This is a genomic window from Bradyrhizobium sp. 27S5 (assembly GCF_037217225.1).
In the GTDB taxonomy this organism is placed as follows: Bacteria; Pseudomonadota; Alphaproteobacteria; order Rhizobiales; family Xanthobacteraceae; genus Bradyrhizobium; species Bradyrhizobium septentrionale.
In genome coordinates this window covers 4095197-4114467 of record NZ_CP147714.1, presented here as the reverse complement: position 1 = coordinate 4114467, position 19271 = coordinate 4095197, and the positions used below count along the sequence as shown (strand labels likewise).

Sequence of the window (19271 nt, the reverse complement as noted above, 5' to 3'; positions counted from 1 at the left end):
GCACGACAAGTGCGCCGCCCGTGCGACCGCCGCCTAGAGCATGATCCGGAAAAGTGCGAAGCGGTTTTCCGAAAAGATCATGCTTAAACAACAGACTAATGCGCGATGGACGATTCAACCTAATCTCATCGCGCTCTAATAGTCGGATCAGCCGTTTGGCCGGTTCAAGGCCGGCCGCGGATGGCCGTTCCGACCGACCACCCCCGGCCCGAATGAGGCGCCCCACCGGCCTTAGGTCAAGTTTCTTTTTCCGGTCCGCGTGATAAGATTCGCCCTCTCCATCCGGCTCGAGCTCTCCGCAGGTCCCACAGGTTTTCCACGAGCTTTTCCGTGTACACATGGTCCACTGAGCAAGTCGATCCCCGGGATCGCTTTGACTATTGGCGCGAGGTGCGCGCCAAGGGGTTGTTCGGCGTCACCGCGGAGCTCGAGCCCGAGCAGCGTCGGGACTTCTTCGGCGAGTTCTCGCTGCGCAAGCTCGGCGATGCAGGGCTGGTCGAGCTGCGCGCCTCGCCCTACCGCGTCGAACGGCGCGCAGCTGACATCGCCGATGCGCAGAGCGACAGCCTGTGCATCTATCAGCAGCTCGGCGGTGGCGGCTGGTTCGGCGGCGCACGGCTCGATGAGTTCGCGGTTCGCGACGGCATGTTCGCGACCAGCTATTCGGACCTGCCCTATCGCACCGTCCCGCTGCACGACGACGGCTTCCATCTGCGCATCATCAAGATCCCGGTAGCAGGGATTATCCCACCGGGCGCCGAGCTCGGCGAACTCGTTCCCAGGCCCGTGCCGGATCAGACCGCGCTGCGGACGCTGCTCGAATCATGCTTCCGCGACCTCGTCGAAGGCAGCAACGCCGCGGCGGCGGACGCGCCTCCGACGGTGCAGGCGCTCGCCCATATCGCGCTGATCGACCGCGGCATCATGCGGCCGAAGAGCCGGCTCGCGCAGCAGGCGTTGCGAACCGGCCATTTGTCGCTGGCCCGCCGCCTGATCCGGCGGCATCTGTCGAATGCGGCGCTGTCGCCAAGGCTGATTGCCGGCCTGCTCGGCATCTCGGTCCGTCACCTGCACATCCTGTTCGAGGAGACGGAGATGAGCTTCTCGGAGACCGTCACCGTGCTCCGGCTCGCGCAAAGCCGCCGCCTGCTCCGCGAGACGCCCGGGCAGACGATTGCCGAGGTCGCTTTTGCCTGCGGCTTCGAGAGCCTTGCGACGTTCTACCGCCTCTTCAATGCGTCGGAATCGATGACGCCGGGCGATTACCGGGCACGACTGGCCTGAGCGTCGGTTCGGACGCGCACGCGCCCTGGGGCTGTGGCGGGTTGCTAAAGCATGGCTATGTCCGTGCCGGCGACCGGGCACGCCGCCGCGCAATCCGACGCTCTCCGACCCGACGTGAACAGCCTGCGCGCATTGAGAAGATATTTTCCGGCGATTTCGCCAGAACCGCGCAGGCGCTTCGCCCGGACAAGACACCGCAAATCTCGTTACCGGCGACGCGCGCTCTTATGCAGAGCGAGGGGTCATGCACGATGCGCGGCAAGCACGAGGATCGGAGCCCGGAAGCGTCATCCAGCAGCCCGGCGCGCATTGTTGTCCCCGGTGTCGTGGAGTTGCATCCGGATCAGGCGCCAGCCCTCGAGGCCGCTCATCACAGCGCTCCGACGGCAAGCAATCGCGGCTGGGCACCGTTGCTCGAAGCCTGCCTTGCCGACTTCAAGGACGCGACCGAGGCCGGTGATACCGCGAGAATCCCTGCGCTGGTTAAGATCGTGGCCGACCTCGCGCTGATCGAGCGCGGCGCGATCAGGCCAGGCAGCCGCCGTGCCCAGCAGGCGCTCCGCGTCGGCCGGCTCAGCCTGGCGCGACGCCTGATCACGCGCCATCTCGCGAAGCCGGCGCTGTCGCCAGGCATGGTCGCCGACCTGCTCGACGTCTCGGTCCGTTACCTGCACGTCCTGTTCGAGGCGACTGAGGCGAGCTTTTCGCAGACCGTCACGGCGCAGCGCCTGAGCGAGAGCCGAAGGCTGCTGCGCGAAAAGCCGCCGCAGCCGATCGCCGATATCGCCCTTGCCTGCGGATTTGGCAGCCTGGCCACGTTCTACCGGATCTTCAGCGCATCCGAGGGCCTGACACCGGGCGAGTACCGGGCCGCGGGGCTCTAGCACGGCGGCACCGCGCGGCGGCGCTGCCCTCGAAGCGGCCCGTGCAGCATGGTGCCGAGCGGCCACACTTGCGCTCATTTCGGCGGCAAGTGCGCTTTGGATCGACGGTATGCGCGCACTGAGAAGACACCGCACGACCGTTACGCCAGAAACAAACAGCTACAATGGCGTGTGGGGGCAAGGTCATGGCGGGCGGCGGCGGCAGGCCGGGGATGTGGCGCGGCGCGCTGCTTGGATCGGCGTCATTGATTGCGATGGCGTCCACGGCCGAGGCGGCGGTCTACTGCTCGGGCGTCGGCACCGGCAACGTGCTCTGCGACGCCGCCCATCCGTCGGACGGCGGGCTCAACACGAGTTTCAACGGTGATGTCACCGTGAACGTCAACGCCGGCGCCGAGATCACCACCCGCGGCGTGGTCGTGAGCGCCTCCGGCAGTATCACGTTCAATCACAACGACCCCGCGGGCATCACATCGGCTCTGTACGACGGCATCCTGCTCCTCGGCGGCAGCCAAGCCCCGATCACCTACACGGGATCGGCCGACGTCACCGCCAACTGGTACGCAATCAACGTCTCGGCCAGTGGTCCGGTCTCGATTACGCAGACCGCCGGCACGATCACGGCCGGCACCGGCATCAATGTCTTGAGTGCAGGACCGGGGGGTAGCGTCAACATCAACACGGTTGGCAGCCAGATCGTGACCCGAGGCGGCCTCGGAATCTACGTCCTGAGCAACGGTAACCAGTCCGACGTCACGATCGCGACAGGCGCAGTCACCGGCGACACCACCCAAACAGGCGGCGGGATTTACGTCCGCATGGGACAGGGCAGCTATTATGCGCGCAATCTTTCCGTCACGACCAACGGCGCGGTCGTCGGCGGCATCTATCTCCAGGACGGCGGCACCGGTACCGTCGACCTCACCACCAATGCGAGCGTCGCGGGCGGCATCATCCTGCAGGCCAACAATTCCGCCAACATCAGCGCGTTCACGGCGAAACTCAATCAGGATGTCAGCGGCTCCGTCAGTTTGCAGAACTACGGCTCCGGCACCATGACGGTCCGGACGCGCGGCATCACGGGCGGGACGCTTACCGTGTCCGGCGGCGGCGGCGGCAACAACAGCCTCGTCGTGGACGGCAATATTGCCAAGGGAAACGGCCCCGACCAAGCCTACTACGGCGCCCTGGCGTCCGTCGGTTTTTCCGGCGCCGGCACCAACACCGCGACCTTCAATGGCGATATCTCCGGAACATTCGACACCAGGACTTCCACGTCTCCTTCGGCCGGTGGCAGCGTCGCCGGCCTTTCCGCCGGTTTGGGAAGTACGTCCAGCAACGGCGCCGCGGCACTGAACGCCAACGGATCGATCACGATCACCGGCATGACGCGGTCCGGCGCAGTCGCAAATGTGACCGGAGCGTCCCTGACAGCCTCCGGCGTGGTTGCGGTCGACTTCAACCTGCACGGCGCCGTGACGGCAACGTCGATCAGCGACACCGCGTCGACAGTCGTTGGCATCAGCGTGGCACAAAACAATCTGAGCGCGACCCGGTTGACCGCCGATGGCGCCGTGACGGCCACTGCGATCGGCGCCGGCAGCACGGCCACCGGAATTACTGCCTCAACCGTCAGCCTGCCGCCGACCATCGTCAACACCGGCACACTTACCGTTCGCGCCAATGGCGACGTGACCGCGACTTCTGACGGCGCCGCGACCGGCATCACGCTGAGCCGCGGCGTCAGCCGCTTCTCGTCCATCACCGCGGGGCTCGGCGGCATCGATCTCGTTACCAAAGGCACCGTGAGCGCCACCTCGACAAGTGCCGCGGCGATCGGCATCAGTGGCGTCATTACCCATGGCGCCGACAACGCCGCAACGCTGGCGCTGCGCGCGGAAGGCAATGTGGTTGCGAACGGCCTCGCCGCTGGCAGCTACGGCATCTTCGCCCAGCGCGACGGTCTCGGCGACATCAGGATCGACGCGCTGGGCAGTGTGCTGAGCAGTGGCATCGGCATCGCCGCATCGCGCTCGACGCCGGGCAACATCTTCATCACCACCGGGACTTCCGTCACCGGTGCCACCGGCATCACGACGTCGGGCGGCACCGCAACGCTGATCGCCAACGGCACCATCACCGGCACCGGTGGCACCGCTGTCCAGTTCGGCGGCACCAACGACGTGCTGCAAATGCAGTCCGGCGCCGCGTTCAACGGCAATGTCATCGGCACCGGGACCAGCATCCTGCAGTTCGGCGGCACGACCGCGACGAGCTTCGACCTGTCGAAGCTCGGCAGCGGCGCCCAGTTTTCGGGCTTCTCCAGCCTTGCACTGCTCGCCGGCGCAAGCTGGAGCTTCACCGGCAGCTCGAACTTTGCGGGCGCCGTCAACGTCGATAGCGTGTTCACCCTCAACGGCGTCTTGCCGAACGCCAGCGTCACCGTCGGCCCGACCGGCACGCTCGCCGGCAACGGCACCATCGGAAACACCGTCATCAGCGGCACGCTGTCGCCCGGCAATTCGCCCGGCACCATCACGATGGCAAGCCTGACCATGACGGCGGCCGCGACCTATCTGGTGCAGGTCACCAACACGATCAGCGACAAGGCGATCGTGACCGGCACCGCCAACATCGCCGGCAATGTCATCGTCGATCCGCTCGAACGGATCACCAGGAAGGTCACCTACACGATCGTCAATGCGGGAACGCTGAGCGGCACATTCGGCTCGGCGAATTTGTTGCTCGCCAACAACCTCGCCCGCAATCCGGTGCTGAGCTATGTCGGCAACGACGTGTTGCTGTCGCTCGATCCCGGCCTGCTCTCGCCGATCCTGCCGACCAATGCCGGTATCAACCACAGGAGCGTCGCGGGCGCGATCGACAACGGCCTGCTCGGCGGTGCCAACCTTTCCACCGCGTTCAGCGCGATCTTCAATCTGTCGGGCGACGATCTCCTGAAGGGCCTGACCCAGCTCTCCGGCGAGAGCGTGGCCGGTTCGCAGCAGACCACGTTCAACGCCATGAACCAGTTCATGGGGACGATGCTCGATCCCTTCATCGACGGTCGCGGCGCGACGGCGATGCCGGCCGGCACCACGTCCTACGCCGACGACAATTCCCAGGCCTACGCAGCCAGGCGCTCGACCAGCGACGCCTATGCCGCGGTCTATCGCAAGGCGCCGATCGCCGTGAGCTACGATCCGCGCTGGAGCGTGTGGGCGGCGGCTTATGGTGGCTCACAGACCACCGACGGCAACAACGCGCTCGGCTCGAACAACACCACAAGCCAGGTGTTCGGCACCGCCATTGGCGCCGACTATCGGTTCTCGCCGAATACGATCGCGGGCTTCGCGTTCGCCGGCGGCGGCACCAATTTCAGCGTCGCCAACAGCGGCGGCGGCCGCTCCGACCTGTTCCAGGCAGGCGTCTTCGTCCGGCACAATATCGGCGCTGCCTACCTTGCCGGTGCGCTGGCCTATGGTTGGCAGGATGTCACCACCGACCGCACGGTGACGGTCGGGAGCGTCGATCGCCTGCGCGCCGAATTCAACGCCAACGCCTGGTCGGGTCGCGTCGAGAGTGGCTACCGCCTCGTCGCGCCATGGATCGGCGGCATCGGCCTGACGCCCTATGCCGCCGGCCAGTTCACGACGTTCCAGCTGCCGGGCTACACCGAACAAGCGATCGTCGGCGCCAACACCTTTGCGCTGGCCTACAACGCAAAGAGCGTCACCGACGCGCGCAGCGAGCTCGGCCTGCGCGCCGACAAATCCTTTGCGCTCTCCAGTGCGGTGCTGACGCTACGCGGCCGCGCGGCCTGGGCGCATGACTTCAACCCCGACCGCAGCATCGCCGCGACATTCCAGACCCTGCCTGGCGCGAGCTTCGTCGTGAACGGCGCGGCAGCGGCGTCCGACTCCGCCCTGACCACCGCCTCCGCCGAGCTGAAATGGGCAAATGGCTGGTCGGCGCTCGCAAGCTTCGAGGGCGAATTCTCCAACGTGACCCGCTCCTACGCCGGCAAGGGCGCGGTCCGCTATGCATGGTAGGGCGTCCCGGGCCGTGGCGGGGCCGGCGCATCCGGGGGCCTGACATCAGGCGAATCCAGGCCGAAAAGTAGCGCGGACGCCCCTGCCGAGGCCCGGCCGCCGGATCTGGGGGTGGTGATTCATTTGACCGCAAAATGACGGAAACGACGCTTATTTCTGCGAAAACATTAAGCTTTTTCGGCCATCGGCCGGTTCATAGATTGACTTTACCGGTTTCGCCCCTATGTTGCGGGGCAACGCGGCCCTCGGATCGAAACGCGATTCGTCAGGTTTGCCGTCCGTCAGCGTTAGTCAGAGCCCCCGAGCTTTATAGAAAAGCGAGCCGTTTCGGGGCCGAACGCGACAGCCTTTTACCTGCGATGCCGAACGGCGGTTTCGACCAGAGGCTCAATGTCTTTTTCCAATCTAGGCCTGTCCGATAAGGTCCTCGCCGCAGTTGCGGCCACCGGTTACACCACCCCCACTCCCATCCAGGAACAGGCAATCCCGCACGTCCTCGCCCGGCGCGACGTGCTCGGCATTGCCCAGACTGGAACCGGCAAGACCGCTGCCTTCGTTCTCCCGATGCTCACCCTCCTCGAAAAGGGCCGCGCCCGGGCACGGATGCCGCGCACCCTGATCCTCGAGCCGACCCGCGAGTTGGCCGCGCAGGTGAAGGAGCAGTTCGACAAATACGGCGCCGGTCAGAAACTGAACGTGGCGCTGCTGATCGGCGGCGTCTCGTTCGGCGACCAGGACTCCAAGCTGACGCGCGGCGTCGACGTCCTGATCGCAACGCCCGGCCGCCTGCTCGACCACACCGAACGCGGCGGGTTGCTGCTCACCGGCGTCGAACTCTTGGTGATCGACGAAGCCGACCGCATGCTCGACATGGGGTTCATTCCCGACATCGAACGCATCTGCAAGCTCGTCCCGTTCACGCGGCAGACACTGTTCTTCACCGCGACGATGCCTCCGGAGATCAGCCGCATCACCGAGGCCTTCCTGCATAATCCGGCACGGATTGAAGTCTCCAAGCCCGCGACCGCCGCCGTCACGGTGACGCAGTTGCAGGTCCCGGCCGGCCGCGAAGCGCACGAGAAGCGCGATATCCTCCGCCGCCTGCTGCGCGACGCCAAGGATCTCAACAACGCGATTATCTTCTGCAATCGCAAACGCGAAGTCGCAGTCCTGCACAAATCGCTGCAGAAGCACGGCTTCAGTGTCGGCGCCCTGCACGGCGACATGGATCAGTCCGCCCGCACCGCAGCTCTCGATCAATTCCGCAAGGGCGAGATTCCGCTGCTCGTCGCCTCCGACGTCGCCGCCCGCGGCCTCGACATACCCGCCGTCAGCCACGTCTTCAATTTCGACGTGCCGCACCACCCCGATGACTACGTCCACCGCATTGGCCGTACCGGCCGCGCCGGACGCACCGGTACCGCGATCTCGATCGTCACCTCGCTCGACAGCAAGTCGATGACCGCGATCGAGAAGCTGATCGGCCAGCCGATCCCGCGCGCCGAGGGCGACTACACCGTTCGCAGCGAAGCCTCCGACGACGACGCGCCGCGCCGCTCGCGCAGCCGCGAAGGTTCGCGCGATGGCGCCCGTGGCAGCCGCAAGCCGCGCCGTGAGCGCGAGCCGCGCCACGGTGAGCGCGAAGCGCGCCAAAGTGAACGCGAAGCGGCTCACGGTGAACGCGAGCCGCGTCAGGACCGGGAGCCCCGGCAGGAGCGTGCGGCGAAGCCGGAGCGCGAGCCGCGCCACGGCCGCAACGCTGGCCCGCAGGCCCCGTCGCACGTGCCGTCGATCGGGCGTGCCGAGCCACGCCGGCCGCAGCGCGAGGCGGACCACGAGCCCGGCGATCATTCGCACCTGCCCGCCTTCCTGCTGCGACCTGTGCGCGCACGCGCCTAATGTTGGCTCCGGCGCCGCCGCGCCCGCGGCGGTCGTCCGGGGAATCTCAGTCGTCGCCGACGACCGAGGCGCGAGTGATTGCTTCGGGTTTGAAGCAAATTCGCACGGCTTTCGCACCGGAATTGCGAGCAAGCGAAAAGCTTCCGAAAGCGGCGCGCGATCCTCGGCGGAATCGAGCTCGTACGACGATCGTCGCGGCCAAATCCCCGTGGTTCCACTATTTACCTTGCCTTCACTCTCGTCCCGTACCTTCCCGCCAATAGTTTAGTCATTGCCGCCGGGCATAACCGGCATTGCGCGCATTGGGGACGTAACAGTGGTTAAGCTGCTGGACGAACAAGAACGTACATTGGCCTTTGCCGAAGTCGCGCTTGGCCAGATCCGCTCGCTTCGCCAGACCGCCGTGCCCCGCAACTACGAAATCTGGTACGTCTACGCGACCGGCTACAACGCTCCGCTCAACAAGGTCATCAACGAGACGCTGGCGCGCAGCGGCAAGCTCAGCGAATCCGACCTCGAGCAGATCTACGAAACCTATCTCTCGCACATCAAGACGTCGGACCGCATCGACCAGGTCGGTGCGCGCGTCATCGGCGAGATCGACGCCGTCATGAAGCTGATCACCGATGCGCTTGGTGTGTCGGCCACATATGATGCGAGCCTGGTCGGCGCCACCAGCAAGCTTGCGACCGCGACCACCCGCGATCACATCAAGGCAATCGTCGACAGTCTGGCGAAATCGACCCGCGAGATGCGCGAGACCAACCAGGCGCTGGAGAACCGACTCGCGCTGTCGAAGTCCGAGATCAGCGACCTGCAGCACAGCCTCGAGGCGATCCGCGCCGAGAGCCTGACCGATCCGCTGACCGGCCTCGGCAACCGCAAATATTTCGACCGCTCGATCGACATGGCGGTGCAGACTGCGCTCGCCAGCAGCGAACCGCTGTCGCTCCTGATGTTCGACATCGATCACTTCAAGTCGTTCAACGACTCCTACGGCCACCTCACCGGCGACCAGGTGCTGCGGCTGGTGGCGCAGTCGCTGAAGCAGACCATCAAGGGCCAGGACATCACTGCCCGCTATGGCGGCGAGGAATTCGCTGTCGTGCTGCCCAACACCGCACTGCGCCAGGCGCTGACGGTCGCCGACCACATCCGCCGCGCCGTGATGGCCAAGGAACTGAAGAAGAAATCGACCGGCGAGATCCTCGGCCGTGTCACGATCTCGGTTGGCGTCTCCATGCTGAAACAGGGCGACGACACGGATTCGCTGATCGAGCGTGCCGACGCCTGCCTCTATGCCGCCAAGCGCGCCGGCCGCAACCGGGTGATCTGCGAGACCGATCCGGAATACAGCGCTGAAACTCAGACCCGCGTGGCGTGACCTTCGGCCACCCTTCGAGACGCGCGCGATGCGCGCTCCTCAGGATGGAGACCTTTTTCCTTTTTGAGATCGCTTCTTTGAAGGTCGCTTCGCGCCCGCCTTCTTCACCGCGGCCTTCTTGCCAGCGGTCTTCTTCGCGGAAGCTTTCTTCGCAGGCGCCTTCGCCTTCCGCGCGACCGATCGTTTCCTCGGCCGCTTGCGCAGCGCTGCGCGTTGGGCAGCGCCGAGCGCCGAGCGTGCCCAGACCGCGAGTTCCTCGGAATCGTCGAACAACCGCGCCGGCAGCTGCCAGTACGAATTCACCGTGACCGTTTTCGACCGCGTCTGGTACTGGAACGGCCCGCAGCCTTCAGCCTCGAATTGCGGGATGGTTTCTTCGTCGGCACGGAAGTAGAGCCCGGCACGCAGCGCGAGCGCGAAATTGGTGCCGTCAGCGGAGATGCCGTAGCCGGAGAACATCCGGCGCAGCGTGACCGGGCCGAAATCGGCGAACAGGTCGCTCAGGAATTCACGGTCCATGTGCCTGCCTCGTGCCCCGGACGCAGCGCAGCGTGGAACGATGCGCTGCAGAGCCGGGGCCCATCGGCCTTTGCGCAACTGAGGGATGGGTCCCGGCTCTGCGATGCGGCGCTACACGCCGCAGCGCGTCCGGGACACAAGAGAATCAGACGGTGGCCGGCTTGAGCTGCACCGATTCGCCGCAACCGCAGGCAGAGACCTGGTTCGGGTTGTTGAACACGAACTGGGCCTGCATCTTGTCGGCCTTGTAATCCATCTCGGTGCCGAGCAGGAACAGCACGGCCTTCGGATCGACTAGGATCTTCACGCCCTTGTCCTCGACCACTTCGTCGGTCGGACGGATCTCGTGGGCGTATTCGACGGTATAGGATTGTCCGGCGCAGCCGCCGTTCTTGATGCCGACGCGCAGGCCGACGATCTCGGAATCGGCGCGCTTGGTCAGCTCGGTGATCCGCTCCGCCGCGGCATCGGTCAATTTCATGACCTGCGGGCGCGGCCGCTTCGGCTTGGCTGGAGTCGGTGAAGCTTGCGTCATGTCACTCATGTGGTCAGTCCCAGCGGCAAATCAATTGCCGTTCTTCTTGAGCCAAAATTTAGTTCCCTAACGCATCACCACATATTGAGGACGAGGCGTGCCTCGTCCGACATCCGGTCCGGCGTCCAGGCCGGATCCCAGACCAGATTGACGTTGACGACGCCGACGCCGGGAACACTGGCCACCGCGTTCTCGACCATCTGCGGCAATTCGCCCGCGGCAGGACAGTTCGGCGTGGTCAGCGTCATCAGGATATCGACGGAGCGATCATCCTTGAGATCGACCTTGTAGATCAGGCCGAGTTCGTAGATGTCGGCCGGGATTTCCGGGTCGAACACCGTCTTCAGCGCCGCGACGATCTCGCCACTCATGCGTTCGGTCTCCTCCGCGGGCAGCGCCGAGGTGGTTTCCATGGAGGCCGTCTTGACTTCGGCTGTATCGGTCATGCGAACAGTTCCCGCGCCTTGATCAGCGCCTGCACCAGATGGTCGACTTCTTCCTTGGTATTATACATCCCGAACGACGCCCGGCAGGTGGCCGTGATGTTGAACCGCTCTAAAAGCGGCATCACGCAATGGGTGCCGGCGCGCACCGCGATGCCCTGGCGGTCGATCACGGTCGCGACGTCGTGGGCATGCGCGCCCTTCATCTCGAAGGAGATCACCGGGCCCTTGTTGCGGGCGGTGCCGATCAGGCGCAGCGAGTTGATCTCGCGCAGGCGCTCTTGCGCATAGGTGAGCAGCTCATGCTCATGCGCGGCGATACGCTCCTTGCCGATCGAATTGACGTAGTCGATCGCGGCACCGAGCCCGATCGCCTCGACGATCGGCGGCGTCCCGGCCTCGAACTTGTGCGGTGGATCGCCATAGGTGACCCAGTCCTTGGCGACCTCGCGGATCATCTCGCCGCCGCCGTTGAACGGCCGCATCGCCACCAGATGCTCGTGCTTGGCGTAGAGCGCGCCGATGCCGGTCGGCCCGTACACCTTGTGGCCGGTGAAGGCATAGAAATCGCAATCGAGGTCCTGGACGTCGACCGGCAGATGCACCGCGCCCTGCGCGCCGTCGACCAGCACCGGAATGCCGCGGGCATGGGCGAGCCGGACCACCTCCTTGACCGGAACCAGCGTGCCGAGCGCGTTCGACATCTGGGTGATCGCGACGATCTTGGTGCGCGGCGTCAGGAGCTTCTCGAACTCCTCGATCAGGAAATTGCCTTCGTCGTCGACCGGCGCCCACTTGATCACGGCGCCATGGCGCTCCCTGAGGAAGTGCCACGGCACGATGTTGGAGTGGTGCTCCATGATCGAGAGGACGATCTCGTCGCCCTCCTTGATGTTCACACCGCCCCAGGACGACGCCACCAGATTGATCGCCTCGGTGACGTTGCGGGTGAAGACGATCTCTTCATTGCGGCGGGCGTTGATGAACTTCGCGACCTTGTCGCGGGCGCCCTCATAGGCTTCCGTCGCGGCATTGGCGAGGTAATGCAGGCCGCGATGCACGTTGGCGTATTCGCTCTTGTACGCCTCCGTCATGCGGTCGAGCACCGCATTCGGCTTCTGCGCCGAGGCCGCGTTGTCGAGATAGACCAGCGGCTTGCCGTAGATCTGCATGGCGAGCGCCGGGAAATCCTGCCGCACCAGGGCGACGTCGTAAGAGCCGTTGGCGACCGCCTTGTGCATGCTCACGCCCTCGCCTGAAGCCAGCGCTGCGCGGTGGCAATTGCGACCTCGCGCAAGGCGTCGCTGGCGATCGTCTCGATCGCCTCGCCGACGAAGGCCTGGATCAGAAGCGCCTGCGCCTCCTTCTCGGGCAGTCCGCGGGCGCGCATGTAGAACAGCAGGTTCTCGTCCAGCGCGCCGGTGGTCGCACCATGACCGCAGGTGACGTCGTCGGCGAAGATCTCGAGCTCGGGCTTGTTGTCGGCTTCCGCGTCGTCGGACAGCAACAGCGCGCGGGTCATCATCTTGGCGTCGGTCTTCTGGGCGTCCGGACGGACGATGATGCGACCCTGGAACACGGAATGGGCGCGGTCGTCGACGACGGCGCGGAAGATCTCGCGGCTGGCGCAATGCGGCACCGCGTGATCCATGAACAGCGTGGTGTCAGCGTGCTGCTTGCCGTTGATCAGATTGACGCCGTTGGTCTCGACGTTGGAGCCCTCACCGGCACAGGTGATCGTCAGCTGGTAGCGGCTGACATGACCGCCCGAAGTCAGGCCGAACGTGTTGAAATGGGCGTGCGCGCCGAGCGTAACCGTCGCGGAGGAAATGTTGAACGCGTCGATGGAGTCCTCGACCAGCCTGATGTGATCGAGCCGCGCATTGTCGCCGATCGCAACGATCAGCCCGTCATGGGTCTGGTAGGCCTTGGCGCCTTCGCCCGCGAGATAGCTCTCCACCAGCGTCACGCCGGTATCGCGGCCGAGCCGGAGCAGCGACCGCGTGAACATCGAAGCCGGCGTCGCGCCTGATGCGACGTGGACGATGTGCAGCGGTTGCGACAGCACGGTGCCATTGGCGACGTCGATGACGACGCCATCGGTCGCCATCGCGCCGTTCAGCGCGATCATCGGATTGGAGTTGTCGGAGGCAAAGGCCTGGGCGGAGAGCCCGCCATCGCTGGCCTCGAGCACTTCGCGCAGCGCGCGGATGCTGAGCCCCTTCTCGATACCGCCGAGATCGGACAGATCAGGCGCGAAGGTGCCATCGACCAGCACCAGGCGGCGCACACCGTCGATCGCCTGCAGCTTGACGGCAGCAGCCGCGCGATCCAGCCCGGCTGCATCCGGCGTCGGTGCGAGCGGCAGCACCTCCCGCATCAGGGCGCGCAGGTCGGTGTATTTCCAGTCCTCGATCCGGCGATGCGGCAGGCCTGATCGTTCATAGGCCTCGAATGCCTGGCGGCGCTGATCGGCGATCATGCCCTTGCCCGGTAGACGATCGCGCACCACGGCGAATGCATCGCCCAGCGCGCGTCCGGTCTCGGTCTTTGCTACAACGTTCATATGAAAACCCGTAACCTGATCAGGCAGCGTCTTCGAACTGCGCGTAACCGGACTCTTCCAGCTCCAGCGCCAGTTCCTTGCCGCCGCTCTTCACCACCCGGCCCTTCGACATCACGTGCACGACATCGGGCACGATATAGTTGAGCAGCCGCTGATAGTGGGTGATCACGACCATCGCGCGCTCCGGCGAGCGCAGCGCGTTGACGCCGTCGGCGGCAATCCGCAACGCGTCGATGTCGAGGCCGGAATCCATTTCGTCGAGGATGCAGACGGCCGGCTCGAACAGCGCCATCTGCAAAATCTCGTTGCGCTTCTTCTCACCGCCGGAGAAGCCGACATTGACGCCGCGCTTCAGCATGTCCTGCGGGATGTTGAGCTGCTTCGCCACCTCGCGGACCTTCTTCAGGAACGCAGGCGACGAGATCTCGTCCTCGCCGCGCGCCTTGCGCTGCGCGTTGAGCGCCGCATGCAGGAAATTCCAGGTGGTGACGCCGGGGATCTCCACCGGATACTGGAACGCCAGGAACACGCCCTTGGCGGCGCGCTCGTTGGGCGCCATCTCCAGCAGGTCCTCGCCCCTGAACAGGATTTGCCCGCCGGTGACTTCATAGCCGGGCTTGCCGGCGATGACGTGGGACAGCGTCGACTTGCCGGAGCCGTTCGGCCCCATGATCGCGTGCACCTCGCCCGGATTCACCGTGAGCGACAGCCCATGGAGGATCTCGCGCTCCTCGACACGAACCTGCAGATCTTTCACTTCCAGCAGAGACATTCTGATTTTTCCTGAGCATCATCCGCAAAGCGCGAGTCGGCCGCGCCTTCAGCGGGATGGATTAGCCAACCGAACCTTCAAGGCTGATCGAGATCAGCTTCTGCGCTTCCACCGCGAATTCCATCGGCAGTTGCTGCAGCACGTCCTTCACGAAGCCGTTGACGACGAGGCCGACGGCTTCTTCCTGCGAGAGCCCGCGCTGGACGCAATAGAACAGCACGTCCTCGGAGATCTTCGACGTCGTCGCTTCATGCTCGAACGTTGCCGAGGAGTTCTTGGCCTCGACATAGGGCACGGTGTGCGCGCCGCATTTGTCGCCGATCAGGAGCGAATCGCAGGCGGTGTAGTTGCGCGCGCCGGTGGCTTTACGATGCGCACTGACGAGGCCGCGATAGGTGTTCTGCGACTTGCCGGCGGCGATGCCCTTGGAGATGATCCGGCTCGACGTGTTCTTGCCGAGGTGGATCATCTTGGTGCCGCTATCGACCTGCTGGAAACCGTTCGAGATCGCGATCGAGTAGAACTCGCCGCTCGAATTGTCGCCGCGCAGGATGCAGCTCGGATATTTCCAGGTGATCGCCGAACCGGTCTCGACCTGGGTCCAGGAGATCTTGGAATTCCGGCCACGGCAGTCGCCACGCTTGGTGACGAAATTGTAGATGCCGCCCTTGCCCTCGGAATTGCCGGGGTACCAGTTCTGCACCGTCGAATACTTGATCTCGGCATCGTCGAGCGTGATGAGCTCGACCACCGCGGCGTGCAACTGGTTCTCATCGCGCTGCGGCGCGGTGCAGCCTTCGAGATAGGAGACGTAGGAGCCCTTGTCGGCGATGATCAGCGTGCGCTCGAACTGGCCGGTGTTGCGCTCGTTGATGCGGAAATAGGTCGACAGCTCCATCGGGCAGCGCACGCCCGGCGGCACGTAGACGAACGAGCCGTCGGAGAACACCGCCGAGTTCAGCGTCGCGAAATAATTGTCCGTGGTCGGCACCACGGTGCCGAGATATTTCTGCACCAGCTCGGGATGCTCGCGGATCGCCTCCGAGATCGGCATGAAGATCACGCCGGCCGCCTTCAGCTCCTTCTGGAAGGTGGTCGCCACCGACACCGAATCGAACACGGCATCGACCGCGATCTTGCGGCTGGGCGACGGCGGGCCGCCGGGCGGCGGCTCGACGCCTTCGAGGATCGCGACTTCCCGCAAGGGAATGCCGAGCTTCTCGTAGGTCTTGAGGATTTCCGGATCGATCTCGTCGATCGAGGACAGCGTCTTCTTCGGCTTCGGCGCCGCGTAGTAGTAGATGTCCTGATAGTCGATCTTCGGATAGTTGACGCGCGCCCAGGTCGGCTCGGTCATGGTCAGCCAGCGGCGATACGCCTCCAGGCGCCATTCCAGCATCCAGGCCGGCTCATTCTTCTTTGCGGAGATGAAGCGGACGGTGTCTTCCGACAGCCCCTTCGGGGCCTTGTCGGACTCGATCAGCGTCTCAAATCCATAACGATACTGGTCGACGTCGATGCGCCGGACGCGCTCGACCGTCTCTTGTACAGCAGGCATTCAATCCTCCGCTCGCGGTTTCAAGGACCGCGGTGGATCTCAAGTTCCGAAGTCTCTTACGATGCTTTGAAGACGAAATCACCCGCTTAGAACTGTTCAAGCTGTGTTTCGTCGCTCTCCCTTAAGTAAGGTATCGGCGAGCTTTCGCCAAGCCTTGAGGGCCAAATCCACGTCTGTCTCCGTGGTAGACCAGCCAAGACTGAGCCGCACCGCTCCCTGGGAGACCTCATAACGGTATCCCATTGCCTCCAGAACGTGCGACGGCTGGACCTTGCCCGACGAGCAGGCAGAGCCGGAGGACACCGCTACGCCCTCCAGGTCGAACCCGATCACCGCCGTCTCGGCCTTCATCCCTGGCGCTGTGAAGAGAACGGTATTCGGCAACCGCTTCACGTCGTCGGAGAAGACCAGCAAGCCCGGCGTCTGCCGCAGACCGTGCTCGAGTCGGTCGCGCAGCCCTCTGACGCGGGCGGCGTCGGCCTTCAGCGCCGCCATCGCGGCCTTTGTCGCCGCACCAAAGCCTGCGATCCCCGCGACGTTCTCGGTCCCTGCCCGCCGCCCGAGCTCCTGTCCGCCGCCGCGCAGAAACGCCTCCAGCCCTTCGACATCAGCGGCGAGCACCAGCGCGCCGGTGCCCTTCGGTCCGCCGATCTTGTGCGCCGACAGCGTCATGAGTTCGGCCTGCGTCGAGGCCAGATCGAACGGGATCTTGCCGAACGCCTGGATCGCGTCGACATGCAACAGCCCGCCGGCCGCATGGACGAGCCCGGCGGCGTCAGCGACCGGCTGGATAGCACCCGTCTCGTTGTTCGCCAGCATCACCGAGACCAGCGCAGGCGGCCCCTCCACCAGCAGCGCGCGCAGATGATCGAGATCAATCACCCCGGCGCGCGTGACATTGATTGCCGAGATCGCATCCGCTGAAAACCGTCCGCCCGCGAGCACGGACGCATGCTCGATCGCCGACACCAACAGGCGCCGCACCGGCGCGCTCGCAGCGCGGCGCAATCCCGGCGTTAGCGCCAGCGCATTGGCCTCGGTCCCGCCGGAGAGAAAGACGACGTCCTGCGCGCGGCCGCCAACCGCCTTCGCCACCGCGTCGCGGGCATCCTCGACCAGCCGTCGCGCCCGCCTGCCCTCGCTGTGCACCGAGGACGGGTTGCCGCTCAATTCCCACGCCGCAGCCATCGCCGCTTTCGCTTCGGCGCGAAGCGGCGTGGTGGCGTTCCAGTCGAGATAGACGCGCTCGGCCATGCAATCTGTCCGCCGCAACCACCATGGTTGCGGCCATCCACTGCGACATAACGACAGTCGGACACCGAGACCAGATCGGAGTCACCGGCAGGCGAGATTTTTCACGCTCGCTCGGAGCCTCGTCTTGTTGCCAAGCAAGACAGTCACAGCTCCCTGCGCGCGCATCACACAGCGCATATTCGCCCCCGCCAAGCTGCACAATTTCCTTGATTTTTGCCCCTTGCGTCATGCTAGAAGGCCTTCCAGCGTGCCGCCCGGCGGTGCCTGCGCCGCTTTCATCATGAGCCGCTTTGTTCGCGCACCGTCGCTGAAGATGGCTCCAACCGATTGATTGATCGACGTCAATCGAGGGAACGCAATGCCTGAAGTCATTTTCACCGGCCCTGCCGGCCGTCTCGAGGGCCGCTATCATCCGGCCAAGCAAAAGAACGCGCCGATTGCGATGATCCTGCATCCGCATCCGCAGTTCCACGGCACGATGAACCACCAGATCGTCTATCAGTGCTACTACGCGTTCGCGCATCGCGGCTTCTCGGTGCTGCGCTTCAACTTCCGTGGCGTCGGCCGCAGCCAGGGCTCGTTCGATCACGGCACCGGCGAATTGTCTGACGCGGCGAGCGCGCTCGACTGGGCGCAGGCGATCAATCCGGAAGCGCGCGCCTGCTGGGTTGCCGGCTTCTCGTTCGGCGCATGGATCGGCATGCAGCTTCTGATGCGCCGGCCTGAGGTCGAGGGATTCATCTCGATCGCACCGCCCGCCAATCTCTACGACTTCTCGTTCCTCGCGCCCTGCCCGTCGTCGGGCCTGATCGTGCACGGCGACAAGGATGCCGTGGTTCCGCCCAAGGACGTCAACACGCTGGTCGAGAAGCTGAAGACGCAGAAGGGCATCGTGATCGACCAGCAGGTCATCCCCGGCGCCAACCACTTCTTCGACGGCAAGCTCGAGCCGTTGATGGAGACGGTGACCGGCTATCTCGACATGCGGCTCGCCAACGTGCGCTAGACGCCAACTTGTAGCCCGGATGGAGCGCAGCGAAATCCGGGACCAGTGACGCCGCGGTGAGAGCTGACCCGGATTGCGCTTCGCTCCATCCGGGCTACGAATTCACTCCGGCGCGAACTTCAACGCGGCGATACCGATCAGCACGAACGCGATCCCCGCAACCTTCATCGGGTTCAAGGCTTCGTTGAACAACAGCACGCCCATGGTCAGCGTGCCGACCGCGCCGATGCCAGTCCACACCGTGTAGGCGACGCCGACGCCGAGCACCTGCAGCGCGCGCCCGAGCAGGAACACGAAGGCGGCGAGCAGCAGCAGCGAGACCAGCGTCCAGCCGAGCCGCGTGTAACCTTCAGCATATTTCATCGAGATCGCCCAGCCGACATCCAGCATTCCGGCGACGACGAGCGCGATCCAGGCAAGTGAGTGCGACATGGCTTACGCGGCAAGCTTCAGCATGTGCGCGCGGTGGTTAACCAGGAATGCGTGCAACAACGCGGGATAGTCGGCTGACACGGCGCTGCGTACGCTTGGCCGCTGCGCCAGCGCGCGGCGCCAGGCGCGCAGTTTTGGCGTATGCGTGAACACCGAGAGATCGGTCAGCTGGTCGAACAGATCGAAGTAGCGGAACACCGGCGCGAACACAGCATCCACCAGGCTGAAATTTGGGCCTGAGAAGAACGGCCCCGCACCCAGCGCCGCCTCTACCCGCGCGAATTTTGCGGCGACCGCCTGCCGCTTGCCCTCGAAGGCCGCGGCATCAGTTGCGGTCTCGAGCCCCCAGAGATCGCCGAGAATGGCCGAGCCGAACTCCATCCAGGCACGGTGCTCGGCGCGCACCAGCGCCTCCTGCGGATGCAGCTTGGCGCCTCCTTGCGTCTCCTCGATGTACTCGCAGATCACGTTGCTCTCGAACAGCGCGACCTCGGTGCCGTCGTCACGGGTCACGACCAGCACCGGCACCTTGCCGAGCGGCGAGATCTTCAGGAACCAGTCCGGCTTGTTGCCGAGATCGATGTCGATCCGCTCGAACGGCACGCCCTTCTCATGCAGCGCGATGACAGCGCGTTGCACATAAGGGCAGAGCTTGTGGCTGATCAGCTTCAGGGCGGCCATGA

General features: G+C 64.9%; 16 protein-coding genes. 6 read left to right on the top strand and 10 right to left on the bottom strand.

The features are described 5' to 3' along the window. Positions 1 to 330: 330 nt before the first annotated feature. The 5 genes from WDM24_RS18940 (at position 331) to WDM24_RS18920 (ending at position 9503) form a co-directional block, all read left to right on the top strand. Positions 331 to 1284 (top strand): helix-turn-helix transcriptional regulator, encoded by a 954-nt coding sequence (locus WDM24_RS18940; protein ID WP_338832081.1) that lies wholly within the window; start codon positions 331 to 333, stop codon positions 1282 to 1284. Between the two features lie 251 nt (positions 1285 to 1535). After that, positions 1536 to 2168: a helix-turn-helix transcriptional regulator gene (locus WDM24_RS18935; RefSeq protein ID WP_338832080.1), complete on the top strand. Its 633-nt coding sequence runs from the start codon at positions 1536 to 1538 to the stop codon at positions 2166 to 2168. Between the two features lie 185 nt (positions 2169 to 2353). Beyond that, positions 2354 to 6220: an autotransporter domain-containing protein gene (locus WDM24_RS18930; RefSeq protein ID WP_338832079.1), complete on the top strand. Its 3867-nt coding sequence runs from the start codon at positions 2354 to 2356 to the stop codon at positions 6218 to 6220. A gap of 390 nt (positions 6221 to 6610) precedes the next feature. Further along, on the top strand, positions 6611 to 8119 hold the full coding sequence (locus WDM24_RS18925) for a DEAD/DEAH box helicase (RefSeq protein ID WP_338832078.1): 1509 nt from the start codon (positions 6611 to 6613) through the stop codon (positions 8117 to 8119). 316 nt (positions 8120 to 8435) lie between these two features. Then, positions 8436 to 9503 carry a GGDEF domain-containing protein gene (locus WDM24_RS18920; protein ID WP_166204707.1) on the top strand — a complete coding sequence of 356 codons (1068 nt, stop codon included), beginning with the start codon at positions 8436 to 8438 and terminating at the stop codon, positions 9501 to 9503. Positions 9504 to 9542: 39 nt separating this feature from the next. Here WDM24_RS18920 and WDM24_RS18915 read toward each other — a convergent pair whose 3' ends face one another. The 8 genes from WDM24_RS18915 to WDM24_RS18880 form a co-directional block, all read right to left on the bottom strand. After that, on the bottom strand, positions 9543 to 10022 hold the full coding sequence (locus tag WDM24_RS18915; RefSeq protein ID WP_338832077.1) for a TfoX/Sxy family protein: 480 nt from the start codon (positions 10020 to 10022) through the stop codon (positions 9543 to 9545). Between the two features lie 145 nt (positions 10023 to 10167). Continuing rightward, positions 10168 to 10557 (bottom strand): HesB/IscA family protein, encoded by a 390-nt coding sequence (locus tag WDM24_RS18910; protein WP_029083373.1) that lies wholly within the window; start codon positions 10555 to 10557, stop codon positions 10168 to 10170. Between the two features lie 74 nt (positions 10558 to 10631). Next, the gene (locus tag WDM24_RS18905; protein ID WP_166294943.1) at positions 10632 to 11003 is read right to left on the bottom strand and encodes an SUF system Fe-S cluster assembly protein; all 372 of its coding nucleotides are present in this window, start codon (positions 11001 to 11003) and stop codon (positions 10632 to 10634) included. After that, positions 11000 to 12247, bottom strand: coding sequence for a cysteine desulfurase (locus tag WDM24_RS18900; RefSeq protein WP_338832076.1), 1248 nt, complete (start codon positions 12245 to 12247; stop codon positions 11000 to 11002). The genes WDM24_RS18905 and WDM24_RS18900 overlap by 4 nt, the downstream gene beginning before the upstream one ends. Then, positions 12244 to 13566 (bottom strand): Fe-S cluster assembly protein SufD, encoded by a 1323-nt coding sequence (gene sufD, locus WDM24_RS18895; RefSeq protein WP_338832075.1) that lies wholly within the window; start codon positions 13564 to 13566, stop codon positions 12244 to 12246. The genes WDM24_RS18900 and sufD overlap by 4 nt, the downstream gene beginning before the upstream one ends. 19 nt (positions 13567 to 13585) lie before the next feature. After that, positions 13586 to 14338, bottom strand: coding sequence for a Fe-S cluster assembly ATPase SufC (gene sufC / locus WDM24_RS18890; protein WP_166294938.1), 753 nt, complete (start codon positions 14336 to 14338; stop codon positions 13586 to 13588). Between the two features lie 61 nt (positions 14339 to 14399). Further along, a complete protein-coding gene (gene sufB, locus WDM24_RS18885; RefSeq protein ID WP_166294936.1) occupies positions 14400 to 15896 on the bottom strand; it encodes a Fe-S cluster assembly protein SufB in 1497 nt (498 codons plus the stop codon). Between the two features lie 96 nt (positions 15897 to 15992). Continuing rightward, the gene (locus WDM24_RS18880; RefSeq protein WP_338832074.1) at positions 15993 to 17150 is read right to left on the bottom strand and encodes a cysteine desulfurase family protein; all 1158 of its coding nucleotides are present in this window, start codon (positions 17148 to 17150) and stop codon (positions 15993 to 15995) included. A gap of 358 nt (positions 17151 to 17508) precedes the next feature. Between WDM24_RS18880 and WDM24_RS18875 the strand changes: the two genes are divergently transcribed. Next, complete coding sequence (locus WDM24_RS18875; protein WP_016843213.1) at positions 17509 to 18156, top strand: alpha/beta hydrolase; 648 nt, start codon at positions 17509 to 17511, stop codon at positions 18154 to 18156. Positions 18157 to 18258: 102 nt separating this feature from the next. Here WDM24_RS18875 and WDM24_RS18870 read toward each other — a convergent pair whose 3' ends face one another. Beyond that, on the bottom strand, positions 18259 to 18588 hold the full coding sequence (locus WDM24_RS18870) for a multidrug efflux SMR transporter (RefSeq protein WP_338832073.1): 330 nt from the start codon (positions 18586 to 18588) through the stop codon (positions 18259 to 18261). Between the two features lie 3 nt (positions 18589 to 18591). Then, on the bottom strand, positions 18592 to 19269 hold the full coding sequence (locus WDM24_RS18865; RefSeq protein ID WP_338832072.1) for a glutathione S-transferase family protein: 678 nt from the start codon (positions 19267 to 19269) through the stop codon (positions 18592 to 18594). Positions 19270 to 19271 lie beyond the last annotated feature (2 nt).

What these genes read in the sequence shown, in the direction of transcription:
- WDM24_RS18935 (WP_338832080.1), top strand. Translation starts at nt 1,536, where the DNA reads ATGCGCGGCAAGCACGAGGATCGGAGCCCGGAAGCGTCATCCAGCAGC.
- WDM24_RS18930 (WP_338832079.1), top strand. Translation starts at nt 2,354, where the DNA reads ATGGCGGGCGGCGGCGGCAGGCCGGGGATGTGGCGCGGCGCGCTGCTT.
- WDM24_RS18925 (WP_338832078.1), top strand. Translation starts at nt 6,611, where the DNA reads ATGTCTTTTTCCAATCTAGGCCTGTCCGATAAGGTCCTCGCCGCAGTT.
- WDM24_RS18915 (WP_338832077.1), bottom strand. Translation starts at nt 10,022, where the DNA reads ATGGACCGTGAATTCCTGAGCGACCTGTTCGCCGATTTCGGCCCGGTC.
- WDM24_RS18910 (WP_029083373.1), bottom strand. Translation starts at nt 10,557, where the DNA reads ATGACGCAAGCTTCACCGACTCCAGCCAAGCCGAAGCGGCCGCGCCCG.
- WDM24_RS18905 (WP_166294943.1), bottom strand. Translation starts at nt 11,003, where the DNA reads ATGACCGATACAGCCGAAGTCAAGACGGCCTCCATGGAAACCACCTCG.
- sufD (WP_338832075.1), bottom strand. Translation starts at nt 13,566, where the DNA reads ATGAACGTTGTAGCAAAGACCGAGACCGGACGCGCGCTGGGCGATGCA.
- sufC (WP_166294938.1), bottom strand. Translation starts at nt 14,338, where the DNA reads ATGTCTCTGCTGGAAGTGAAAGATCTGCAGGTTCGTGTCGAGGAGCGC.
- sufB (WP_166294936.1), bottom strand. Translation starts at nt 15,896, where the DNA reads ATGCCTGCTGTACAAGAGACGGTCGAGCGCGTCCGGCGCATCGACGTC.
- WDM24_RS18880 (WP_338832074.1), bottom strand. Translation starts at nt 17,150, where the DNA reads ATGGCCGAGCGCGTCTATCTCGACTGGAACGCCACCACGCCGCTTCGC.
- WDM24_RS18875 (WP_016843213.1), top strand. Translation starts at nt 17,509, where the DNA reads ATGCCTGAAGTCATTTTCACCGGCCCTGCCGGCCGTCTCGAGGGCCGC.
- WDM24_RS18870 (WP_338832073.1), bottom strand. Translation starts at nt 18,588, where the DNA reads ATGTCGCACTCACTTGCCTGGATCGCGCTCGTCGTCGCCGGAATGCTG.
- WDM24_RS18865 (WP_338832072.1), bottom strand. Translation starts at nt 19,269, where the DNA reads ATGGCCGCCCTGAAGCTGATCAGCCACAAGCTCTGCCCTTATGTGCAA.